Source organism: Hominimerdicola aceti, assembly GCF_025567495.1.
GTDB classification, from domain to species: Bacteria; Bacillota; Clostridia; order Oscillospirales; family Ruminococcaceae; genus Hominimerdicola; species Hominimerdicola aceti.
On sequence record NZ_JAOQJZ010000004.1, the window covers coordinates 203,284 to 225,867 of the forward strand.

Sequence of the window (22,584 nt, forward strand, 5' to 3'; positions counted from 1 at the left end):
ATCAGTTCCCCTCCTTCTTTTTGCGCTTGATGAGCTTTATGCCCTTTTTCTTAAGAACTGCCTTTACGATGAGCAGGGCGATCAAAACGATAATAACTATCATTATCACTGTGAAGTTATCTCTAAGCCATTCTTCTCTTGCATACTTGAACGCCTTATCGTAGTCGTCCTGATCGTAAGCTGTTTTGAAGTAATCAAGAGCCTTCATATACTCGCCGTCGTTAAGGCAAGCCTTACCAAGTCCGACATAAGCCATTGCATAGCCGCCGTCTCTCTTTATAACTTCTTCCCAGTCAGCTCTTGCGTCTGAGTATCTACCCTCGTCATAGAGGAGAACTGCTCTGTGAACGACATTACCGAAAGTTGTTTCAGTATAAACTGTGATATCGTTCTTTGTTCCGTCAAGGATATAGACCTCGTTGCCTCTTGCTTCGATAGCGTTTGGTCCAAGGAAGCTTCCTGCCTGATCGGAAGTGGAGTTCTTTGTACCAAAGATGCAAAGAAGATTACAGAGCTTATCATACTGGAACACTCTGCCGTTTTCATAGTCAAGAACATTTATTGTTCCGTTGTCAGATACGCAAATATCTGTAAGTCTGCACTTATAAGTTTTGTTTGTTGTTGAATCGTACTCAGAAGAAACGTCACCGAATGAATACTCATCACCGACTGCGTTATCCCAGATGTTATAACCTGCTGGGTTAAGCTTCTTAACAGCGTCGGTCGTAGTATTTGCAGCCTCAGTAACAGTGTAGATAAATCCATCTGCGTCGATATCGAAGTTTGCATACTCGACAGGAACGTTTCTTGTCATTGCTGAGATCTGCTCGTTTGAAGCGATCTTTCTCCACAGCTTCTGAGCGATAACGGCAGCTGTTACCTCAACACGGTTAGCACCGTAGAAGCCCTGGAACTCACCGTCCTTATTGAACTGAACAGAACCTGTGTTTACTGACTTACAAACAACGTAGATATTCTCTGCCTTGTCTGCAAGTATCTTTGAAGGGTTGAATGTTTCGGAATCATAAAGCTTTGTGTCAGGCTTTGTGTATTCCTGCACCAGAGTCATTTCTGTGCCTGACTCAACAGTACACTTAACAGCCCTTGAATTGTCTGTATCTGCGATGTAAACATAAAGCTTATCATCAAAGATGCTCTTTTTGACATATATGCCGTTAGGATTAAGGAAGGTCGATTTTCCGTCCTCGCCTACAGATATTTCTGTAGAGCCTGTGAATCCGGTATAACAGCCTGTTACCTTAAGATCAGTATCAAGACGGAGTATTCTGTTGTTGCCTGAATCGCACACCCAGAAAGTATCGTTGTCCTGATCGTAAAAGAGGTCTTTTGCATCTGAGAGCTTTGCAGGAGCATCATCGCTTATATAAAGCGGGTCGCTCGGATCTGAAAGCCTGTCAAGACCCATATCTGCACCTGTTACAGTCTTTTCTACACGGTAGGCACTCTGCGATGGGATCGCATCGTCCCAATAGTCGTAGTTATAGGCTGTATAAGGCTCATCTGCGAAAGCAGTCACGGTCATGGTCAGCGCCAGACCTGCTGCAAGTGCCGCAGAGATCATTCGTTTTAGAGAGATTTTATTTCTCGACACTACTTATCACCTTTTTTCCTTTTCTATAATCTAAGTTCAAATTAATCCTTCATACCTGAGTTAGCCATTGTTTCCATGACGTTGCCCTGAGCTACAAGGAATACGATCAGTGGTGGTATCAGAAGTACAACTGCTGCGGCAAATGTAACGCCCTGACGAGCAAGACCTGCTGCTGTGATCTGCTGTACAACTGTAGGTAGTGTTTTGAGCTGCTCGGAGTAGATAAGTGCTCCGCCCTGAATGTTCCATGCTCCCTGGAAAGCGAAGATGATAAGTGTCATCAAAGCTGGCTTTGAGTTTGGAACGACGATCTGCCAACAGATCCTGAACAGACCTGCGCCGTCCACCTTAGCCGCTTCCACCATGGAGTCGTGGATGGTTGTCATGCTCTGACGCATGAGGTAAAGACCCATTGATGTTGAAATGCTTGGGAGGATCAATGCCCAGTATGTATCGATCATATGGAGCTTAGCCATTACGAGGAACTGCATGATCCATGTTGCATTTGAGGAGAACAGGAGGGCAATAACGATGATCTGGTTAATGACCTTGTTTCCTGGGAATTTACACTTTGCAAGAACGAATGCTGCACAGCAGCAAACGAAAAGGTTGCAGATACAAATTACTATTGTAATAAAGAAGCTGTTGAAGATATATCTTGACAGCGGTACCTGCCATGAGCTTGCGGCTACCTTGAACATATCTGAGAAGTTGTTGGTAGTCGGATTCAGTACATAAAGCTTTGGAGGGAACACGAACAGCTCCTCAACAGGCTTCATAGACTGGATAACTGAGTAATACAGCGGGAACACCATGAATGCACCAAGGAGACAGAGGAATACGAAAATAACTATATCTCCGCCAAGAGAACCATTGACTCTCGCCTTTTTCTCTTTGACCTTCAGCTTTTCAATAGACTGCTGCTTTTTTCTTTTTCTAGCCATTTTATATACTCCCCTCCTTTAGTCAAGATACTTGCCTAAGAGCCAGTTGATACCCTTATTGGCAAGGAGCATTGCAGCGAACAATACGAAACATATTGCTGACGCATAACCCATTTCGTAACGAATGTTACCATAGTCTGTTGCGTGGTTCATGATCGTGTGAGCTGCATAGTCTGTTGAAGGCAGACCTACGAGGTTCTGACCAACAACACCGACTGTGAATGATGCTGAGATCTGGATAACGGCAGCGAACAGAAGCTGTGGTCCCATTGAAGGGATAGTGATGTAGAAAAGCTCCTGCCATCTGTTCTTGATACCCTCGATAGCACCTGCCTCGTACATTGACTTATCAATGTTCTGGAAGCCTGCACGGATAGCAAGGAAGCCTGCACCCATTGACATCCAAAGCTGAACGATGATAACAACTGTAAGGATATAGTTTGTATCTGTGAGCCACTGTGCAGGTTCGTTCAGGATACCCAGATCGATAAGCACAGCGTTCAGGTAACCGTAGGAGTCACCTGACAGGATAAGCTGCCAGGTAACATATACGGAAGTTGTCATAGAAGGTGCATAGAAAACGAATGTGAAGAAGGTTTTGAGGAATGCGTTCATCTCGTTTATCAGCCAAGCAATGATAAAGCTGAGGATATAAGAGAACGGTCCTGTGAATATCGCAAAGATAAGAGTGTTTCTTACTGCGATAAGGAATACGTCGTCGTTAAGGAACAGCGTATAGAAGTTTGAAAGTCCTACGAACTTAGGAGTTTCGATCATGTTAAAGTTTGTAAAGCCCATTGGCAGCGACATTACGACAGGCACTACCGTGAAGATAATGAACAAAGACATGAAAGGCAGGAGCATTGCATAGCAAGCCTTGTTGGTTTTCATCATGTGCCATGTGTACTTCCACTTGCCCTGTTTTATCATAGGCGCTTCAGGATTGGTTTTGGCCATTAGTTACTCCCCTTTCATTAATTGTCGTACAGACCAAGATCTTCAAGCTTACGAGTGATCTCGTCATTGATATCCTTATTGTACCAGAACAGTGTATCACGAGCGTTGTCGTAGTCATTAACTACAGCTCTGAATGCGTTCATAACGTTTCTTGTTACACCGTAAGATGCAGGAATGATCGGAATCTCTACCTGTGAATTAAGCTGGTCAAGAAGAAGATTTACTTCTGAAGTTGTCCAAGACAACTGCTGAAGAGCTTCTTCGTTAGCTGTTGCATATCTACCCATTGTACCAAGGATAGACTCGATGTTGTTACCGTACTTGACCTGAGCGTCAGTTGAGGTGAACCACTTGATGAAGTCCCAAGCGCCCTCCTGATCTGCTGCCTTTGTGAAGATAATAGCACCTGAACCATTGGAGTTTGCTGCATGGTTGATAGTTCCGTCTTCCTGAACAGTACCAGGAACTGGCTGGAATCCCCAGCAGCCCTTGATCTCAGGAGCGGCTACAGAAAGCTGGTTATAGAATGTGTAGTTCTGGATAACTACCGGCATATCACCTGTTCTGAAACGTGTGAATGCGTCATATGTCTGCTGGAAGCTGTATGTTGTATAGAACTTTGTCCAAGTATCGAAAGCGTTTACAGCCTCCTGAGTATCGAATGTTGTCTTTGTCTGCTCTTCGTTGTAGTAGTTAAGACCCTGCTGGAGAAGGAGCATAGCGAATGTGTTACCAGGCTCTGTGATAGCAGATACCTGAGTTGTTCCGCCTGTGCTTGTCATTACAGGGAGGATAAGACCAACTTCAAGGTAGTTTCTCTGAAGTGTTGGCAGACAGTTAAGAAGTCCGTCCCAGGTGTTAAGATCTGTTGCTGGGTCGATACCGTACTCGCTGAGGATATCAGAACGATAGAACAGCATTGGGAAGGTCTGGTCACATGGAAGACCGTATGTACCGCCGTTGTACTGATAAAGAACAGTAGCGTCGTCTGCAAAACGTGTCTTTACCTCGTCAAAGTCGCTGAATGTAGTGAGATCTGTAAGAACGCCACGGGCTGCAAGCTGGATAGGGAAGTCGCCGCCCATGAAGAGAGCGAGGTCAGGACCCTTGCCTGCAAATGTAGCCTCAACGATACCACCCTGAACGAGCTTAAGATTGATCTTTGTTTTAGCTGTTGGATTGTATTCACTTGAAATGAGCTGCTGGAGAGCCTCAGCGTTATCACGACCGAGCATTACCCAGCACTCCATAGCGCTTTCGTCCTCATCGGACAGTGCGTTGTAGTCCTCGAAGAATGAACCGATAAAGCCCTTGAAGCCGAAGCCAAGTGAGCCAAAGAATGACTTGTCACATGAAGTGAAATCCTGATCGGAAGTAGCTACCTCGATCATATCGACCTCAAGAGGCTGCTCACGATACTGGTTTACGAAAGAAGAAACCGATGTGATGTTATCCTTGATCTGTGACATCATCTCAGGGATAAGGTCAGGCTTCTTTATACACTTATCAAGAACGATAGCCATTTTCTCAAGAGTTTCAGCCTCAGTTCCGCCTGAACCTGAAAGCTTCTCGATCTCAGCCTTCTTATCTCTCAATGTCTTAGCATATTCCTTGAAATCAGGAACGATAGAAGGGATGGCTGTGTCGATCATGTAGTTGTTGTATTCATCAGGATCAGGACCTGTGATCTGTCTGATCTGTCTATAGTAGCTGTTTATGTTATAAACAAGCTCGTCCAGATTGCCCATGATCTCACCGATCTCACCAGGAACTGCTTCCAGAGAAATAGTGTTTGTGCCTGCCTGGAGGTAGAAATAAAGATCGTCGCCATTTTCAGACTTTGGCGTTGTGATGCTCCAGTCTGTATCGTAGTAGAACTTTATCTGATTAGCTTCAAGGCAAGGTACTTCACCATTGACATAAAGACGTCTGTTGGAGTACATACCTCTCACCTGATCCTGTCTGCCTCTTATACCTATCTTATAGTAGCCAGCCTTGTCAACATTGAACTCCCATGTTACTGTCTGAGTTGACTGCGTCCAGCTTCCTGAACCGATAGTATTATATCTTGTTTTAGTAGGGCTTGAGCCGTTTGCGCTCGATGTGAGATAAGAGCTCTTATCTGCTGTAGGATAAAGAGTTCTTGATGACTTGTAGGCAGCAGTTTCACCCTCAAGAGTGATCTTCTGTCCCTGAGCCTGTGTCAGATCGCTGTCTGACGGTGCTGTGTAAGCAGCAGGTGCTTCATACTGATAGAAAATAAAGCTCTTGACAGCAAACTCAGCCTTTTCAGATTCAAATGTTATCGTATGTTCGCCTGCCTCCATATAGAACTCCAGCGGCTCGTTAAAAAGTCCGTCGATGTCCTCCAGAGGAGTTTCCTGCCAGCATGGAGTCGATATCTGTCCAGGACGGATATCGTTCTGTCTTGAATCCTGTTTGATCTCAGATTCGTTGATCCATCTCTTGCTAAGCGTGATTCTTGACGCTGTTGCATATGGGCTTTCGCCGTCGATAAGCAACGAAAACTCAACGTCGTTTGTGTTGCTTTCAAGTGCCTCATATATCATCTTGATATTGTAGACGCCTGTTTCAGGAATGTTCACCGTCCAAGAAACTGAACCCTCCTGATTTGCCCACTGCATAACATCATTCTCTCCATCTACTGTAGTTACAGTGATCTGAGCGTCTGTTACTGAAGCAGGATCGTAATCCTTTCCCAAGACCTCGACTGTCTGGTCAGGTCTTGCAGCGTCGGCATACTTCTTTACATAGTTAGTATAAGAAGTCTGACGGATCGAATCGGTACCCGTCGTGGCAGCGGAGCTTCCGTCGCCTGTTGCAGAATCATCAGCAGTTGCCTGCGTGCCTAGAGTGCTGTCGTCCGCCGCTTCACTGTCTGCAAATGCTGGAACTGATGCGCTTGCACACAGAGCAAGTGCCAATGCGGAAGCAATAACACGCCTAAACATTGTGTCTTTCACTATGAATCCACCTTTCTAAATAAATTGCTTTTGGTTTTGCGAGAATCAAGCCTACTTAATTACATTCTAATATAAATAGTATAGAACCTCTTCATTATGTGATCCCCCACGGGAAATAAAGAAAATAAAACTTACGTCCCCCCCGATCTGAACAGCACGAGCTTTTCGCCGTTCTCATCAAGTTCGACCTTGACCTTATCGCCGCCTTTTATCTCAAGAGCGTCCATAAAGTCCTTCGGGAGCTGCAGCCGTCCGGATCTGTCGAGGACGATAAGCTCTTCATGAGCCGTTTCCTCGCTGTTCTCAACCAGCACGATATCTCCCATTTCATTAAGCTCCTCCACATAAGAACGCTTTCTTACGATCTCAGAGCTTGTTCTTCCATCTCTGATAGCCACCACTCTGTCGATATGATCGGCAAGCTTAAGGTCATGGGTAACGATCACTATAGTGATCTTCTCATCTTTATTAAGCTCCTTGAATATATCAAGTATCATATTGGAAGTCTTTGTATCCACCGAGCCTGTAGGTTCATCAGCCAACAGTAATCTCGGATCATTTGCCAATGCAATAGCTATTGCAACTCTTTGCTGTTCGCCTCCCGACATCTGGTCAAGCCTGCTGTTTTTTCTTTTCAGCAGTCCCACTCTGTCAAGCAGCTCCAGTGCTTTCTGCCGTCTTTTATGCTCGCCGTTGAGCAGCATAGGAAGCTCAACATTCTGCACAGCCGTAAGATACGGCACAAGATTTCTTGCATTATTCTGCCACACAAAGCCTACGGTGTTCCTTTTATACTCCATATAATCCTTATCAGTAAACTTCAGAAGATCCTTACCGTCCACATAAAGGTTTCCCGCCGAAGGCTTATCAAGTCCTCCAAGCATATTGAGCAGCGTCGATTTACCACTTCCTGAGTTTCCGACAATGGCCATAAGCTCTCCACGCTCGACATCCAGGTCAAGTCCTTGGAGCGCCACCACCTCAACATCAGAAGTTTTGTAGATCTTCACCAGATTTTCACACCGTATCATATATTTATCATTGTCGGCAGCTACAATAGTATCAAGTTCATCACTCAACTATCTCACCGTCCTCTAATGTATAAACCTTATCAGCTATATCTATCATGCTGGGGTCGTGAGTGGTCATTATGATAGTCATCTCATCTCTCGCCACCAGCTCTTTGAAAAGCTTTACAACATGGAGCGCAGTTGCCGTATCAAGCTCGGCAGTAGGCTCGTCCGCAAAAATTATGTCAGGCTTATGTGCGATAGCTCTTGCTATAGCAACTCGCTGCTGTTCACCACCGGACATTTCCCCCGGTCGGTGGAACATTCGCTTTTCAAGTCCCACGCTTCGCAGACATTCCCTTGTGCGCTTATCCCTTTCTTCATATGGATATTTTGCAAGTCTTAGACCAAAGTCAACGTTTTCATAAGCGGTCATTCCCGACATAAGTGCCACAGATTGGAACACGAACGCCATTTTATACCGTCGTATATCATCTCTGGCTCTTTCAGAAAGCCTTGTAATATCCCGTCCGCCAAACATGACCTTGCCCTTTGTTGGCTTGTCAAGCGCTCCAAGAATATTGATAAGAGTAGTCTTACCGCTTCCTGAACGTCCTCTAAGGATCGTCAGCCTGCCCTTTTCTATTTCAATGTTGATATTTTTCAGCGCATTCACAACGCTTCCGTCGCCGATCTTAAAATCACGGCACAGATCTTCAGTTGAAAGTATAGTGTCCATGCCGCATGGCTCCTTTATCACATCAAACAGGATCTTCGCCCTCATCACATCCACTGTATTGGTCATTTTGACCTATGTAATATACTCAAACAAAGGTTAAAATATTTGTGCATTATTCACATATCGTGTCAGAAGCACACAACGACCACAACATATTGTATTTCTTGTACAATATGTTCAAATTTCGGGCAATAAATTATGCAAATCAGCCCACAATTTTATGTAAAATGCCAAAATGGGTTCATTCAGCTAATCTTAATTATATCAATTTCTCTGTATTTTGTCAAGGATGTTAAACGTTTAAGATAACATAAAAACGAGGCTTGCGGAGGATTTAGTCACCTTAAACAAACTATAAAATCATTTTTTGTGCATTTCGCAATAAATCTTGTCAAAAAAGGTTGAAAACTCTGTAGCCGTCAAGATTTTAGCTTTCAATTAATAATAATTTTACATTTTGAAGAATAAAATCCGAAAAATTTCTACCGATATGCACAAAAAACATTTGATATATTTATTTAAAATATGCAAAAGCAAAACTGTTCTTAACATTATGTAAAAGGAGGCAAAAAAAACTATACAAAAAGGCATTTGTGCAATTTGAACCTATAAAAAAAGCCAAATGTGAAAGAAATAAGCCTGCAATATGACGTAATATTCCCGTAAAAAACATTAAACATTGTCCTATTTATCATACAGTTTTCACATAAACAAGTATAATATTAGATAACGAAACAAGAAAGCCCCACAAGGGGCGGTTAAAATTGATTACCACGGCTCACGCCGCTGACATACCAGGAGGTTTTCATCATGAATGAATACAAAAACAACAACTTCAATGATAACAATAATAACAATTTTGAGAATAGCTATACACAGCAAAACGGATATAATCAATATCAGGCTCAGGCAGGCAGCGTGAATGAGTTCACATACAATCCTAATAAGAAAAAGTCAAAGGGCAAGAAGGTGCTTTCAGGCATTATTGCAGTGCTTTGCGTTGCAGCTATCGGAACTACTTCCATTGTAGGCTACAATCTTGTTACAGGAAAGAACGCTGTAGGCTCTTCAAACAACGGCACCGTTGTTTCAAAGGACGACAGCTCATCAAACAGTGCAAAAAGCACTGTTGACCGTTCAAATCTGCCAACTATCCAGCAGCTCTCAACTCCGTCCGACGCACTGACTATCCCTGAGATAGTAAAGAAGGTCTCACCTTCTGTTGTAGGCATCTCCTGTATCCTTTCAAACGGCACTGCAACAGGTTCAGGTATCGTAATGAGCGAGGACGGCTACATCGTAACCAACGCACACGTTGTTGACGGTGCACAGTCTATTTCAGTTGTGCTTCCTGACAGCTACAACGATACTTCAAGCAAATCAGATAGCAGCAAATCAAGCTCTGACAGCAGTTCTGATGACGATGAGGACAACCTCACATACACAGCTACCCTTGTAGGCAAAGACACTCAGACTGATATCGCAGTTTTGAAGATAGACGCAAAGGGACTTACAGCCGCTGAGTTCGGCACATCTGCAGATCTTCAGGTAGGTGAAGCTTCTATCGTAATAGGCAACCCACTTGGCTTCTCACTTGCAAACTCTGTAACAGCAGGTATAATCTCTGCAACAGACAGAACGCTCACTGTTGAGGACAGGACAATGAATCTTATCCAGACAGACGCTTCTATCAACAGCGGTAACTCAGGTGGACCACTCATCAACGCATATGGTCAGGTAATAGGCATCACCTCTGCAAAGGTATCATCATCTGTGGGCGAGGGACTTGGGTTTGCTATCCCTATCGACGAGGCGCTCCCTATTGTCGAGGACCTTATGAAGAACGGTTACGTTACAGGCAGACCTAGCCTTGGAATTTCAGGCACAGACATCACAAGCGCATATTCATCATACTATGGTATCCCACAGGGCTTCCTTGTAAAGAGCGTTACTAAGGGAAGCGGCTCTGAAAAGGCTGGTATTCAGGAAAATGATATCGTTATAGGCATAAACGGAACTGTTATATCAAACATCAGCGAGCTAAATGAGATAAAGAACAAGTGCAAAGTCGGTGACACTGTTCAGCTTACTATATACAGAAACAAGAAAATGATAAATGTTGACGTTGTTCTCGGCGAGTCCACAGAGGACACTTCTGAGTCAAATGACAACGACCAGAACAACAATAACAATAATAATAACAATAACAACGACGACTACAACGATTACTATGGAAACTATGGCAATGGTCTTGGCGGCTATAATTACGGCTACGGTTTCTAAATAACAAAGCTTTCTTCATATTTTTCATATTCTTTTACTTCAGGGAAAGAGCTGTTCCGAGAGATCGGGACAGCTTTTTTCTTGACTTTCTTCTTGACAGAGGGTCAAAGCAGTGTTATTATAATAAGGTATACTATTAAGGCAACACCGCACAAAGCCCGCCTGACGGTTTTGCCTTAAACGAGTACACTTCTTTATTTTGCAAAGGTCGGTGATTTTATGACAAAAGAAGAATATCTTGACTTTTGCGGCTCTATTGCAGGTGCGACATATGACCAGCCTTTCAACGAGGACTTTCAGTCCACTGCACTGCGCCACTGGGACACGAAAAAGTGGTTCGGGCTTTTGATGCTCCACAATGACAGATGGATAGTAAACTTAAAGCTAAAACCCGAAGAAGTGCTGTTTTACAGGGATATCTACAAGGGCGTGACGGAAGCTTATCACATGAACAAGGTCCACTGGATAACATTGTATCTCGACAGCGACGTGCCAACAGAGGAGATAGAAGATCTTACCCTCAGAAGCTTTGAGCTTACAAAGAGTAAAGATAAAAAGAAAACCAAAAAGCGAAAGGAAGCTTTATAAAATGAGAACTTTTTCAAAATCAAGCAAGCTTGATAATGTGTGTTATGATATAAGAGGTCCTGTTATGGACGAAGCAAATGAAATGATAGCAAAGGGAGAGAAGATATTCAAGCTCAATATCGGAAACCCTGCTCCGTTCGCATTCAATGCCCCTGACGAGATAATACAGGCAATGACAGACAATCTGAGAAACGCTCAGGGCTATTCCGACTCAAAGGGCATAACAGAAGCAAGACAGGCTATTTATGATTATGCACACTTTAAGGGCATACCTGTTGAAAGTCTTAACGATATCTACACCGGAAACGGTGTTTCCGAGCTTATCACAATGGTAATGCAGGGTCTTCTCAACAACGGTGACGAGGTTCTTGTTCCTGCCCCTGACTATCCGCTGTGGACAGCTTCCGTTACTCTTGCAGGCGGTACTGCCGTTCACTATATTTGTGATGAAAGCTCCGAATGGTATCCTGACCTTGAGGACATGGAAAAGAAGATAACAGACAAGACAAAGGCTATCGTTATCATCAACCCTAACAACCCGACAGGTGCGGTATATCCAAAAGAGATACTTGAAAAGATAGCAAACATGGCAAGACGTCATGAGCTTATCATATTCTCAGACGAGATATATGACAGACTTCTTATGGACGGCGTTGAGCACACTTCTATCGCTTCACTTTGTCCTGACGTTTTCTGCATCACCCTCAACGGACTTTCAAAGTCCCACAGGATAGCAGGTTTCCGTGTGGGTTGGATGACCCTCAGCGGAGATAAGAGCAGGGTAAAAGGCTACATCGAGGGTCTTAATATGCTTTCAAGCATGAGGCTTTGTTCAAATGTACCGAGCCAGTATATAATCAAATATGCTCTTGGTGATTACACAAAAACTGACGATCTGCTCCTGCCGGGCGGACGTATCTACGATCAGAGAGAGTATATCTACAACGCACTTAACAGCATTGACGGTCTGTCGACTGTAAAGCCTAAGGCGGCATTCTATATCTTCCCAAAGATAGACGCAAAGCGTTTCAACATCACAAATGACGAGCAGTTCGTGCTTGATTTTCTCCGTGAGAAGAAGATACTTCTTGTTCATGGCGGCGGCTTCCACTGGGAACAGCCTGACCATTTCAGGATAGTTTATCTTCCTAAGCTTGAGGATCTTGAATACTCCATGAATGAAATGAGAGATTTCCTCAAAGACTACAAGCAAAAGTAAAACTGTAGAGCGGACAGTGTTCGCCAAATATGCTTTTATGCTCATACCATACATCTACAAACACAGACACGAGGTACAAAAATGTCAAAACTTTGCAAATCATGTGGAAACTATTATGAGGGAGATCACTGCGACAAGTGCGGCTATGGCGACCCAAACTTAAAGACCCACGCCGCCGACAAATACAAAAAGCCCACAAAGCCTGAACGTTTCAGGACCGAGGAGGAAAAAGAGCTTTACGCCGAGTGGGAAAAGGAGAAAAAAGAGGACACTGAGATAAAGCGTCACTATGATCCCAACGCAGGCAAAAAGACCCTTGCCATTGTGGCGGTAGTTGTTATAGGCGTTATCGTGGCTGTGCTATACAAAAGCGGAGTTATTTTCAGCTCCACAAAGACAGAGGTAATAGAAAAATACTTCAAGTCCATACAGACAAGCGATTTCGACTCATTCGTGGAGTGCTTTCCGAAAGAGATGAAGAACGAATACGAACAGCAGCGAACCGAAGGCGGATATGGCAAAGAGCAGGTTATGAAAGAAGTCCTTTATGGTGATTTCATTGATAGCTATGGTTCTGATTACACTATTGACGTATCTTTCGGCAGAGAAACAAAGCTTAAAAAATCTGAATATGACCTGAGCGAATACAAAAGCTTTTACGGCTCTGCACCGAATGTTTCAGAGGCTTATGAGATAGTAACGAACGTGACTTTCAAAGGCTCAAAGGGCAGTGAGGACGCAAAGCTTTACATCTACGTTGGAAAATGCAGCGGAAAATGGTGCATTTTCAATATCACGCAGGATAACGGCATTGTTGACGAGGACACGGGGCTTAAAACTTCAGAAAATTAAATAGCACAAAGCAAAACCGCCACGGAGAAAATCCGCAGCGGTTTTTTTGTTTTGCGATAAAACCTATATGGTGGGACGCCGTATTTCTGTTAAACAGAAACTGAGTCGCTCCCCCTACATATAAGTAGCGTAATTATACGCTTTTATGTGATATTATCTCTTCTTAAAAGCAAATGACTTTCTTGTTCTCTGCTTTCCGCCTATTGACATTGTGAATATCTTGTCGCTCATGAAGATTTTCAGTGCGACAGTCATGCACACTACAAGAAGTACTATCTGATAGATAAGTCCCCCTGCATAAAGGCTGTAGTTGCCAAACATTACGTTCTCGCTTGCCATAAAGGTATGGGTGAACGGTATAGCATAGACGATATACTTTATAACAGGTGAAAGCGTTCTGATATCAACTACCATTGCAAGAAGATATGGTATCATTGCGGAGAAGGTTATAGGCAAAAGCATTGTCTGGGCAGATTTTGCGTCTTTTGCAAGCGCTCCTAATACCATTGAGAGTGACAATGAGATAAGGATAGACACAAACATCTGTATTCCCACAAGAGCATACTGTCCGACGCTCATGGTAAGACCAAGGTTTTCCATTGCAGATTCATATGCTGAGGTATCTCCCATGCCCTCAGTAAGACCGCCTGTCATTTTGCTCATGCCGAACATATAGACCACAGCCTGCAAAGCCGCAACAACACCTGCGGCAAGCATTTTTGACGCAAGGACTGAAAGTCTTGAAACAGGTGCGGAAAGAAGCGTTTCAAGGGTCTTGTCTATTTTCTCGGTAGAGATCGCGCTAAGTATCATCTGAGCCGAGAACATTATAAGAACGAACATTATTATAGGCACTACCATGCTCTGTGCCGAGCAAAGCGACATCACTATAGAACTGCTCACCTTATCGGACCTGTCGCCCACAACCGTTGTTTCAGAAAGCTCGACAGGGTCTTCAAGCTGATTCATTTCGTCCTCTGTCATTGCGCCGCTTGAAAGCTTATCCTGATAGATAGTTGATTTTACAGCCTGCTGTATAACTGCAAGGGCAGTGTCTGAGCCTGTGTTTGTATTTGACATGGTTGCAAGAGAGGTCATTCTCTGAACATATCCCACGTCCGCCTTTTTATGCTGTTTTACCTGCTCTGTAAAGCCTTTTGGTATTATCACAACGCTGTCCTGATCGAGCCTTTTAAGCTCTGCGGCATAGTCATCAGACTTTATATCTACAACTGTTATCTTACCGTCACCAGCCTTTGCAGTAGCTTTCAGAGAGTTTAAAACGTTTTCTGTGAACTCTGTTTTGTCAAGGTCGCAGATAGTAAGGTCGGAGGCCTTTTCGGCACTGTCGCTTATTGCCCCTGACATTGCCTGACCTGCCATAACAAGCACCACTACTGTGACTATCATTGTTATAATAGTTTGCAGGCTGAGCATTTCCTTTAATTCCTTGCGGAAAAGACTATAAAACTTCACGGTCAAGCACCACCCTTTCAAAGACTTCTTCAAGGTTCTGAGCGCCATATTTTTCAATAAGCTCCGCAGGCTTGCCGACTTCCAGCAACTCGCCCTTTGCAATTATACCCACTCTGTCTGAAACATACTCTATTTCAAGCATATTGTGAGAAGAAAGCAGAAAGCTCATGCCCTCAGAAGCAAGCTTTCTTATCATTCTTCTTATTTCAAGGGCGTTTATGATATCAAGTCCCGAAGTCGGCTCGTCAAGGATAGCCAGTGCAGGCAGTGGCATTATCGCCCTTGCAAGGAGAAGCTTTCTTGCCATACCACGGGAATAATTTGATATCTTATCATTAAGCCTGTCACCAAGCTCGCATATCTCACAGCCACGCTTAACAAACTCGTAAGCCTGTTCTCCGTTGTCGGCATATATAGAAGCCATGAACTCCAGATATTCTCTGCCTGTCATGGTCTTATACGCACCAGCCTCGTCAGGGAGGTATGTAATGCTTTTTCTTACCATATCAGGTTCAGTGAGAATACTATGACCTGCCACGATAGCGTCGCCCTCTGTTGCCTGCAAAAGTGTTGATATCATTCTTATGGTCGTGGTCTTTCCTGCACCGTTTGGACCTATCAGCGCAAATATCTCGCCCTTTCCAACGTCAAAAGTGACGTTATGGGAGGCGTAAATGCCTTTTTTGTACTGCTTTGAAAGCCCTTTGACCTGTAAAACGGTTTCCATCGTTTCCCCATTCCTTTCTTTGTCTGTATCATTGTATTTTTTTGTGAATAAATCAAGTATAGCACACCACGTTCCAACTGTCAATTGACATTTGTCATGTGCTGTTATGTAAATATTATTTACTAACAGTATACACTGTCTATGGCACGATGTCAATAGCGGTTTTCACCAAAACAAGCATGATTTTTATTATTTATGCGTTAGAATGTAAAATTCACTTACTTTGTGAGATAAAGTAAACCACGTTACACAATGATTACAAATCAAATAATATTCTGTACATTTTCAACTCTTTCAAGTACGTTTTTTTGGATATCACAATGTAATGATTTGATTACATTTCGGTTACAGACAAGGGTAAAAAAACGGACGATTGTTGAAAACTTTATAATTTTCAACACCAAATTGCTGTTATAGCATGAGTTTTAAACATTTTCAACATGGTTTTCAACATTTTTAAAAGTTTTCAACTGTAGTTTTCAACTGTCCAAAAAAGCTCTTGTTACCGTTTTTTAATCATTTGTAATTTATTCATTTTTCGTACTTCTATAGTAAATAGGGAGGATTTATTACATTTTCACCAATGAACGAATTTAAAATTTGTGAAGTATTTAAGTTTTAAAATAGGCTTTTGCTGTTTACAAATGAATGAAAATATGTTAAACTTATAATAAATATGAATGAAAAGTTACAATATTCATTATTGGAGGAAAAATTATGGGAAAATTAACCAGTCTGAAAAAAGCCGCCGCTGTGCTGCTGACCTCGGTAACACTCATGTCGGCTGCGGCGGCACTGCCTGCTGTGGACGAAACGCCGCTTCTTTCGCAGACGGCGATAACTGTTGAGGCGGCAAGCGTCGGAAAAGTCACAGGGCTTACTTCAAAAACACTTAGCAACAGCGAGATAAAGCTTAGCTGGAAAAAGGTCAGCGGAGCTTCGGGATACTCAGTTTGTATGAGGAAAAACGGTAAATATCCGCAGATCGCAGACGTAAAAAGTGGCTCGACCCTCACATACACTGTGAAAAATCTGCCAAATGCTACCCGTGAAAACTTCAAGGTAAGAGCCTACAAGACCGTGAAAGGAAAAAAGGTATACGGCGCATATTCCGACAACTGGAACACCGCCACGAACCCACAGCCTGCAAAGGGTCTTAAAGTATCAAGCGTTTCCTATAACAGCGTAAAGCTTTCATGGACAAAGATAGGATGCACAAATTACAGAGTATTTCAGCTTAAAAATGGTCAGTGGAAAGAGATCGCAAAGACCACTTCCACAAGCTACACTGTAAAAAATCTCAGCCAGAAGACCACCTACAAGTTCAAGATAAGAGCCTGCAAGACAGACGACAAGAAAGCCAACCACTACGGAAAATATTCCGCAGAGGTATCCGCTACTACATCTAAAGCTCCTGCTGTTGTGACACCTGTTTCACAGCATGGTCAGCTTTCTGTAAAGGGTGCGAACATTGTTGACAAGAACGGCAAGGTATTCAAGATAAAGGGTATGTCAACTCACGGCATCATGTGGGAGGATTTTTCCGATATCCTTACAAAGGACTCACTTAAAGTTCTCAGAGATGACTGGAAGGTCAACACCATAAGAATCGCAATGTATACTTATGAATGGGGCGGCTACTGCACCGAGAACGGCAAGTATCAGGCGCAGGCAAAGCAGAAAGTCAAGACAGGCGTTGAGAATGCAAAATCTCTTGGTATGTATGCTATAATCGACTGGCACGTTCTCAACGACAGAAACCCAAACACCTACAAAGCTGACGCTATAAAGTTCTTCACGGAAATGGCTCAGACTTATAAGGATTATGACAACGTTATTTACGAGATCTGCAACGAGCCTAACGGCGGAATCACATGGACAGGCGGAATAAAGAGTTATTGTCAGAGCGTTGTAAGCGCTATCAGAAAATACGACAGTGACGCTATCATAATCTGCGGCACAGGCACATGGAGTCAGGACATAGATCAGGTGCTTGGCAACAAGCTTTCTGACAAAAACTGCGTTTACGCTCTTCACTTCTATGCTGATACTCACAGAGATTGGCTGAGAAACAGACTTCAGAACTGCTACAACAAGGGACTTCCTGTTCTTGTATCTGAGTTCGGAACTTGCGACGCAAGCGGAAACGGCGGATATAACTCAACAGAAAGCACAAAATGGCTCAAGCTTCTCGATTCACTGAATGTAGGCTACATAAACTGGTCAGCCTGCGGAAAGAGCGAAACGGCTTCCGCATTCAATAGCGGTACGAACCTCAAAGCTATAAAGAGCGGCACTTCACAGCTCACAGCAAGCGGCAAGTTCATTCGTGATTGGTACAGAAACCACTGATAACACAAAAGACCTCTCTTGGTGGGAGGTCTTTTTTTTGCACAGAAACTAACGATAAGCGGGCGACCCAAGGTCGCCTCTACACTATAAAAACAAAGCCGAGGGGCGTTTACCTCTCGGCTATTGTTATTTTATATCATATCACAAAGAACAGTGCCGTTCTTATAACGGCTGTAAAAAGCATAGCATAGAACGATGTGCCAAGCAAAAGCTGATTTGCCCAGAATATATCGTTAGGCTCGCATGGCTTTAGATTTCTGCCTATAACAGGCTTTCTTACAAGCTGTCCGCCGTAATACTCATCACTGCCAAGCTGTATACCCAATGCACCTGCACACACCGACTGAGTTTGCGCTGAATTAGGACTAGGGGATTTTCTTCTGTCTTTTTTGTATACCTGAGAAGCGTTCTTGCTGTCAAGGTGAAGATAAGAAACGTTCATTTTCATAAGCAGGGCGGCTATTCTTGCAGGTATAAAGCTGAGAACGTCGTCGAGCTTTGCAGGGAATTTGCCGAAGTTTATGTATGTGTCTGTTTTATAGCCCACTGTGTTGTCGATAATATTCACTGTTCTGTAGAGTATTCCGCCCAGGCCGCCGAATATCGCAGACCAGAAAATAGGTGCGACCGCCCAATCTGTGGTGTTCTCTGCAACCGACTCCACCGTACTTTTTATAACAGCGTCAATGTTCATATCGTCGGTGTCACGGAAGGTCACTTTTTTTACCTTGCGCTGTGCAGAAGAAAGATTGCCTGCCCTTGCAGCACGCATCACTCCCCCTGCCGCAGTTTTAAGGGACTTTACAGAAAGTGCTGACCAGCACATTATGCCCTCGAGGAAGATGCCAAGTGCGGCATTTAGCTTATAGCCCACGAATAGAAGAAGCAATGCCACAGCGGCAACTATAAGAAGCACTATCACAGTCATCATAAGACCTGCCATGCGCTGTGCTTCGGGGGTGTTTTTATAGCTGTTTCTGAAAGACTTATCAAGCTTTGCCACAAGCTTTTTTATAAAATACTGAGGATAGACCACTACTTCAGGGTCGCCAAGGAGCATATCCAGCGCAAAGCCAAGCGCAAGCGCCGCCAGTGAATTTATCAACATATATACATATCCTTTCTTCAGGCAATAATTACTTATGATAATTATATCACAACATTTTCTGATTTTCAATACCTTTATGCTTTGATTTTAAGGGATAAGGCACAAAAAAAGGGCGGTCAGAGCCGCCCGAACAAAAGTCTTTCAAAAAAATCAGAAACTAAGGTGCGAACACTGTTTGCCCCTACACTGAAAAGATATATCCATAAGCTTTTGTGATAACTATATTATTTGCATATCTCCGAAAGCTTTTCAAGCATAAGCTCCATTTCCTCGTCTGTGCCGATAGTAATTCTCAGGAAGTTATCTATTCTCGGCTTGTTGAAATATCTCACGAAAATACCATTTTCACGGAGGTATGTGAAGATCTCCTTTGCAGAGAGTTTTTCATGCTGTGCAAAGAGAAAATTCGTTTCGCTGTCAAGGACGTTGAAGCCCATTTCACGCATTTTTTCCGCTGTTCTATCCCTTGTTGCCTTGACCTTTTCAACTGTCGCCTTGAAATAATCCTCGTCAGAAAGGCTTGCAACGGCAGTTTCTATGGCTATCTGGTCGAGAGGATAGGAATTGTATGAGTCCTTCACAGCCTGCATATAGCTGATAAGTTCGGCACTGGCAAAAGCCATGCCAACTCTCATGCCTGCAAGGGAACGTGACTTTGAGAAAGTCTGCGTTACAACCAAGTTGTCATATTCTTTCACAAGCTCCACGCAGGAATACCTGCCGAAATCCACATATGCCTCGTCGATTATAACAATGCTGTCCTGATTGTTTTCAAGAAGTTCTCTTATAAATTTCTCACCCACACCAAGGCTTGTCGGAGCATTAGGGTTTGGTATAACAACGCCACCGTTAGGCTCTTTGAAATCCTCGATATTTATTACAAAATCATCGTCAACGCTCTTAGTCTTGTATGGTATCTTCAGAAGCTCACACCACACAGGATAGAACGAATAAGTTATATCAGGATAAAGTATAGGCTTATCAGAGTTGAAAAATGCTCTGAAAGCTGTGGCAAGCACATCGTCTGAACCGTTTCCGCAGAAAACATTTTCGCTTTTAAGCCCAACACGCTCCGCAAGCGCCGCCCTAAGAACAGAAGCGTCAGCACTAGGGTATTTTCTAAGCTCTGCAATAGTTTTCCCCTCCAATATCGCCTTTACCTTTGATGACGGCGGATAAGGGTTTTCATTTGCATTGAGCTTTATTATCTTATCGTTTTTAGGCTGTTCCCCTGCAACGTATGGCTCTATATTTATAAGGTTTTTTCTCCAAAGCTTTTCGCTCATTTTACATTATCCTCTCTATATTTTATCATAGTAAAGTATTAATATAAAATATTATAGCACATACCGCTTATGTTGTCAAATAAAAGCCGCCTAGTTTTCAAAGTTAGCCTGTATAGACTGCAAAACGCCGTCATAGTAATATGCGTTCACGCTCATGGAATCGCTCTTCCAATCAAGAAACTGATCTTTGCCGTTTCTGTCGCTGACCTCAGGTGTGCCGAGAATCGCAGCCATCTCCTCAGGAGTTGAATTTTTTGTTATACCGAATATTGAGCAGTCGCTTTCGGTGGTGAAACTCATTCTTATCTTATGGAGGGTATGATCGCTGTTGAGCCAGAAGTCGAAGATGATGATATTATCCACAGTCGAGCTTGTTTTTCCGTAGCAAAGAGCAGACTCGTATTCATCGTCAGGGGTATCCACCATTTCTTCTCTTACATCATCAATAAGCTCAGTGCCTGTGAAAACGTGGTCTATGCCCTTATAGCTTACGCTTATATCCTTAGGCAGAGCAGCGTCTGAAGTAAGGTCAAGGGTCTTGAGGTCATCATATACCTTTATTCTGTTCTCATCAGTGTTTACAGTGCTCTCGCCCGGTGTTGTTATGCCTGTATACTCAGATGTGAAAACAGCCTCTCCGTCTTTTTCGTGTATTTCTTCCTGCGGATAGTTTTTGCTGTAGTATGTGAAATCGGAAACCGAGAAGTAATCAAGCACTACGTCATACTCTTCGTAATTACTATATGTTTCCACCACGCCGAGTGAAACTGTATAGTCAACGTTCTCCCAATACATTGTATAGCATTTATAATCGTCCATGCCGTCATATTCGCTGTTCATATAAATGCTTGTAGGGCAGCCCATTTTGTCGATTATTTTATCAAGATCTTCTTTATTGCTGTAGTTGCCGTAGCTTTCATACTCCCAGTCGGAGGTATCCACAGCCTCTTCTACAGGTATGGTAATGCTCCAGCTGTTTTCCTTGAGAATGTCAGACACACTTGCGTCACGGTCAAATGGGTTTGCACCGGTAAGGTCGTAGTTTGTTTGGCTCTCATCTGATGAAACGAAGGTTATCTCAACGTCACTGTTTTCACCTATCATTTTATCAACGCTCATAATATCACTAGATCTGCCAATATCGTCGCCGTACATTTTCATATTGGCATTGCCGCCGTCTATGGCACTAAGGTCAACAGGCACTGATATTTTGCTGCCGAAAATATCCTGCGGCAAAGTATCTGACGGCGTACCACCATTAAATCCGTCTATCCAATATAAGCCGCTGTCTTTGTTATCGTTAGCGGTATCAGACAGGGTCTTATCGCCCTTTGAAGCTGTGCTGTCATTTTGTGAAGAAGCAACAACAATATCATTATTATCATCGTCATCACTATTATTTGAACTAATCATTACCGCCGCTGTGATACCTCCGCCCACAACTGCCACGGCACAAACGCCTGCTATAACTTTTGCTTTTACTGTTGAAAACATTCCTTTTCCTCCCGATATAGTTTTTGTTGATGTTACGCTATCGGGAACTGCATTAGCGGCTGAGGCTGAGCCTGTGAAAACGGTAAGTTTCGGAAGAACGGTGTTTGAAGCCTCTTTATTAAGAAGCTTTGAAAGAATAAATACAGGCACGGCAGCATGAAGTCTGTCGTTGTTGTTTTCCTCGTATATAAGCACCGCCTCCTTTATCTTTTTTCTTGCGGCACTAAGGCGGGAAGTTACTGTACCTGTGGTGCAGTTCATTACCTCTGCTATCTCAGGCACTGTGAGCATATCAAAATAATACAGTATCACCGAACGCCTTTGCTCCTCTGTGAGAACAGTGTCGATAATATCCATTATTATCTTTCTTTTAGCGTCATTGCTCACATATTCCTCCGGGATAAGCCCTTCGTCAGGGATCTCCTCTATTATCTCCTCTGAGTTGTCCTCAGGGGCGGAATTGTTTCTAAAGTGCATTTTGCAGAGATTTATCCCTATCCTGTTTACCCATGCTGGAAAATTCTCAGGCTGTGCAAGAGTGCCAAGCTTTTGAAGGGCTGTAAGATAAGTTTCCTGAGTGATATCCTCTGCAAGCTGTGGGTCGCCAAGAAGCTTCAGGCAGCTAAAATACACTGTTCTGCCCGTTTCTTCATAAAGCGCACCGAACGCCGCCTTGTTTCCCTGTGCCGCCTGCAATACAAGCTTTTTGATATCATCTTTTTCCATGTTTTTTACCTGCTCTTTCTTTCCGAATTGCCGTTTTCTCGTCCGCTGTTTTATCAGTCCCGACATTAGTTAGATGCAAAACGCAGACGATTTGTTGAGCAAATTCAAAATTTTCATATATAGTTTACATATAATTAATACTTATTATTATAATATTGCCGAAATAATTATATCACATAACAAAATGCCTGTCAACGAGCAAAAAAATATCCCCCACAAATGTGAGG

General features: G+C 43.2%; 16 protein-coding genes. 5 read left to right on the forward strand and 11 right to left on the reverse strand.

Annotation, left to right across the window (positions count from 1 at the left end; translation table 11 throughout):
- Window position 1 precedes the first annotated feature (1 nt).
- The 6 genes from OCV57_RS05935 to OCV57_RS05960 all read right to left on the reverse strand — a co-directional run bounded on the left by OCV57_RS05935 (window position 2) and on the right by OCV57_RS05960 (window position 8,246).
- Window positions 2-1,612 carry a tetratricopeptide repeat protein gene (locus OCV57_RS05935; protein WP_267300788.1) on the reverse strand — a complete coding sequence of 537 codons (1,611 nt, stop codon included), beginning with the start codon at window positions 1,610-1,612 and terminating at the stop codon, window positions 2-4.
- A 41-nt stretch (window positions 1,613-1,653) separates the two neighbouring features.
- Window positions 1,654-2,556, reverse strand: coding sequence for a carbohydrate ABC transporter permease (locus OCV57_RS05940; RefSeq protein ID WP_022287236.1), 903 nt, complete (start codon window positions 2,554-2,556; stop codon window positions 1,654-1,656).
- Window positions 2,557-2,574: 18 nt separating this feature from the next.
- Window positions 2,575-3,513, reverse strand: coding sequence for a carbohydrate ABC transporter permease (locus OCV57_RS05945; RefSeq protein ID WP_022287235.1), 939 nt, complete (start codon window positions 3,511-3,513; stop codon window positions 2,575-2,577).
- A 17-nt stretch (window positions 3,514-3,530) separates the two neighbouring features.
- Window positions 3,531-6,497, reverse strand: a complete 2,967-nt coding sequence (locus OCV57_RS05950; protein ID WP_267300789.1) for an extracellular solute-binding protein — start codon at window positions 6,495-6,497, stop codon at window positions 3,531-3,533.
- A gap of 131 nt (window positions 6,498-6,628) precedes the next feature.
- The gene (locus OCV57_RS05955; protein ID WP_046439215.1) at window positions 6,629-7,528 is read right to left on the reverse strand and encodes an ATP-binding cassette domain-containing protein; all 900 of its coding nucleotides are present in this window, start codon (window positions 7,526-7,528) and stop codon (window positions 6,629-6,631) included.
- Between the two features lie 40 nt (window positions 7,529-7,568).
- Window positions 7,569-8,246 (reverse strand): ABC transporter ATP-binding protein, encoded by a 678-nt coding sequence (locus OCV57_RS05960; protein ID WP_267300790.1) that lies wholly within the window; start codon window positions 8,244-8,246, stop codon window positions 7,569-7,571.
- An 810-nt stretch (window positions 8,247-9,056) separates the two neighbouring features.
- Between OCV57_RS05960 and OCV57_RS05965 the strand changes: the two genes are divergently transcribed.
- From OCV57_RS05965 to OCV57_RS05980, 4 genes are all read left to right on the forward strand, one after another.
- Complete coding sequence (locus OCV57_RS05965) at window positions 9,057-10,529, forward strand: S1C family serine protease (RefSeq protein WP_267300791.1); 1,473 nt, start codon at window positions 9,057-9,059, stop codon at window positions 10,527-10,529.
- 219 nt (window positions 10,530-10,748) lie between these two features.
- On the forward strand, window positions 10,749-11,117 hold the full coding sequence (locus OCV57_RS05970; RefSeq protein ID WP_022287230.1) for an MmcQ/YjbR family DNA-binding protein: 369 nt from the start codon (window positions 10,749-10,751) through the stop codon (window positions 11,115-11,117).
- Between the two features lies 1 nt (window position 11,118).
- Window positions 11,119-12,336, forward strand: a complete 1,218-nt coding sequence (locus OCV57_RS05975) for a pyridoxal phosphate-dependent aminotransferase (protein ID WP_267300795.1) — start codon at window positions 11,119-11,121, stop codon at window positions 12,334-12,336.
- 81 nt (window positions 12,337-12,417) lie between these two features.
- Window positions 12,418-13,188 carry a hypothetical protein gene (locus tag OCV57_RS05980; protein ID WP_267300797.1) on the forward strand — a complete coding sequence of 257 codons (771 nt, stop codon included), beginning with the start codon at window positions 12,418-12,420 and terminating at the stop codon, window positions 13,186-13,188.
- A gap of 153 nt (window positions 13,189-13,341) precedes the next feature.
- On the opposite strand, the gene OCV57_RS05985 is transcribed toward OCV57_RS05980, so the two are convergent.
- Window positions 13,342-14,664 (reverse strand): ABC transporter permease, encoded by a 1,323-nt coding sequence (locus OCV57_RS05985; RefSeq protein WP_267300798.1) that lies wholly within the window; start codon window positions 14,662-14,664, stop codon window positions 13,342-13,344.
- Window positions 14,651-15,391 (reverse strand): ABC transporter ATP-binding protein, encoded by a 741-nt coding sequence (locus OCV57_RS05990; protein WP_022287226.1) that lies wholly within the window; start codon window positions 15,389-15,391, stop codon window positions 14,651-14,653. Before OCV57_RS05990 ends, OCV57_RS05985 begins: the two co-directional genes overlap by 14 nt.
- 717 nt (window positions 15,392-16,108) lie before the next feature.
- Between OCV57_RS05990 and OCV57_RS05995 the strand changes: the two genes are divergently transcribed.
- Window positions 16,109-17,743 (forward strand): cellulase family glycosylhydrolase, encoded by a 1,635-nt coding sequence (locus OCV57_RS05995; RefSeq protein ID WP_117877526.1) that lies wholly within the window; start codon window positions 16,109-16,111, stop codon window positions 17,741-17,743.
- Window positions 17,744-17,879: 136 nt separating this feature from the next.
- Here the strand turns inward: OCV57_RS05995 and cbiB are convergent, their stop codons facing one another.
- The 3 genes from cbiB to OCV57_RS06010 all read right to left on the reverse strand — a co-directional run bounded on the left by cbiB (window position 17,880) and on the right by OCV57_RS06010 (window position 22,357).
- Window positions 17,880-18,851 carry an adenosylcobinamide-phosphate synthase CbiB gene (gene cbiB, locus OCV57_RS06000; RefSeq protein ID WP_022287224.1) on the reverse strand — a complete coding sequence of 324 codons (972 nt, stop codon included), beginning with the start codon at window positions 18,849-18,851 and terminating at the stop codon, window positions 17,880-17,882.
- Between the two features lie 224 nt (window positions 18,852-19,075).
- The gene (hisC, locus tag OCV57_RS06005) at window positions 19,076-20,137 is read right to left on the reverse strand and encodes a histidinol-phosphate transaminase (RefSeq protein WP_267300799.1); all 1,062 of its coding nucleotides are present in this window, start codon (window positions 20,135-20,137) and stop codon (window positions 19,076-19,078) included.
- 90 nt (window positions 20,138-20,227) lie between these two features.
- Window positions 20,228-22,357 (reverse strand): RNA polymerase sigma factor, encoded by a 2,130-nt coding sequence (locus OCV57_RS06010; protein WP_267300800.1) that lies wholly within the window; start codon window positions 22,355-22,357, stop codon window positions 20,228-20,230.
- Window positions 22,358-22,584: the final 227 nt, after the last annotated feature.

What these genes read in the sequence shown, in the direction of transcription:
- OCV57_RS05960 (WP_267300790.1), bottom strand. Translation starts at nt 8,246, where the DNA reads ATGGACACTATACTTTCAACTGAAGATCTGTGCCGTGATTTTAAGATC.
- OCV57_RS05965 (WP_267300791.1), top strand. Translation starts at nt 9,057, where the DNA reads ATGAATGAATACAAAAACAACAACTTCAATGATAACAATAATAACAAT.
- OCV57_RS05980 (WP_267300797.1), top strand. Translation starts at nt 12,418, where the DNA reads ATGTCAAAACTTTGCAAATCATGTGGAAACTATTATGAGGGAGATCAC.
- OCV57_RS05990 (WP_022287226.1), bottom strand. Translation starts at nt 15,391, where the DNA reads ATGGAAACCGTTTTACAGGTCAAAGGGCTTTCAAAGCAGTACAAAAAA.
- OCV57_RS05945 (WP_022287235.1), bottom strand. Translation starts at nt 3,513, where the DNA reads ATGGCCAAAACCAATCCTGAAGCGCCTATGATAAAACAGGGCAAGTGG.
- cbiB (WP_022287224.1), bottom strand. Translation starts at nt 18,851, where the DNA reads ATGTTGATAAATTCACTGGCGGCGCTTGCGCTTGGCTTTGCGCTGGAT.
- OCV57_RS05955 (WP_046439215.1), bottom strand. Translation starts at nt 7,528, where the DNA reads ATGATACGGTGTGAAAATCTGGTGAAGATCTACAAAACTTCTGATGTT.
- OCV57_RS06010 (WP_267300800.1), bottom strand. Translation starts at nt 22,357, where the DNA reads ATGGAAAAAGATGATATCAAAAAGCTTGTATTGCAGGCGGCACAGGGA.
- OCV57_RS05970 (WP_022287230.1), top strand. Translation starts at nt 10,749, where the DNA reads ATGACAAAAGAAGAATATCTTGACTTTTGCGGCTCTATTGCAGGTGCG.
- OCV57_RS05995 (WP_117877526.1), top strand. Translation starts at nt 16,109, where the DNA reads ATGGGAAAATTAACCAGTCTGAAAAAAGCCGCCGCTGTGCTGCTGACC.
- OCV57_RS05975 (WP_267300795.1), top strand. Translation starts at nt 11,119, where the DNA reads ATGAGAACTTTTTCAAAATCAAGCAAGCTTGATAATGTGTGTTATGAT.
- hisC (WP_267300799.1), bottom strand. Translation starts at nt 20,137, where the DNA reads ATGAGCGAAAAGCTTTGGAGAAAAAACCTTATAAATATAGAGCCATAC.
- OCV57_RS05940 (WP_022287236.1), bottom strand. Translation starts at nt 2,556, where the DNA reads ATGGCTAGAAAAAGAAAAAAGCAGCAGTCTATTGAAAAGCTGAAGGTC.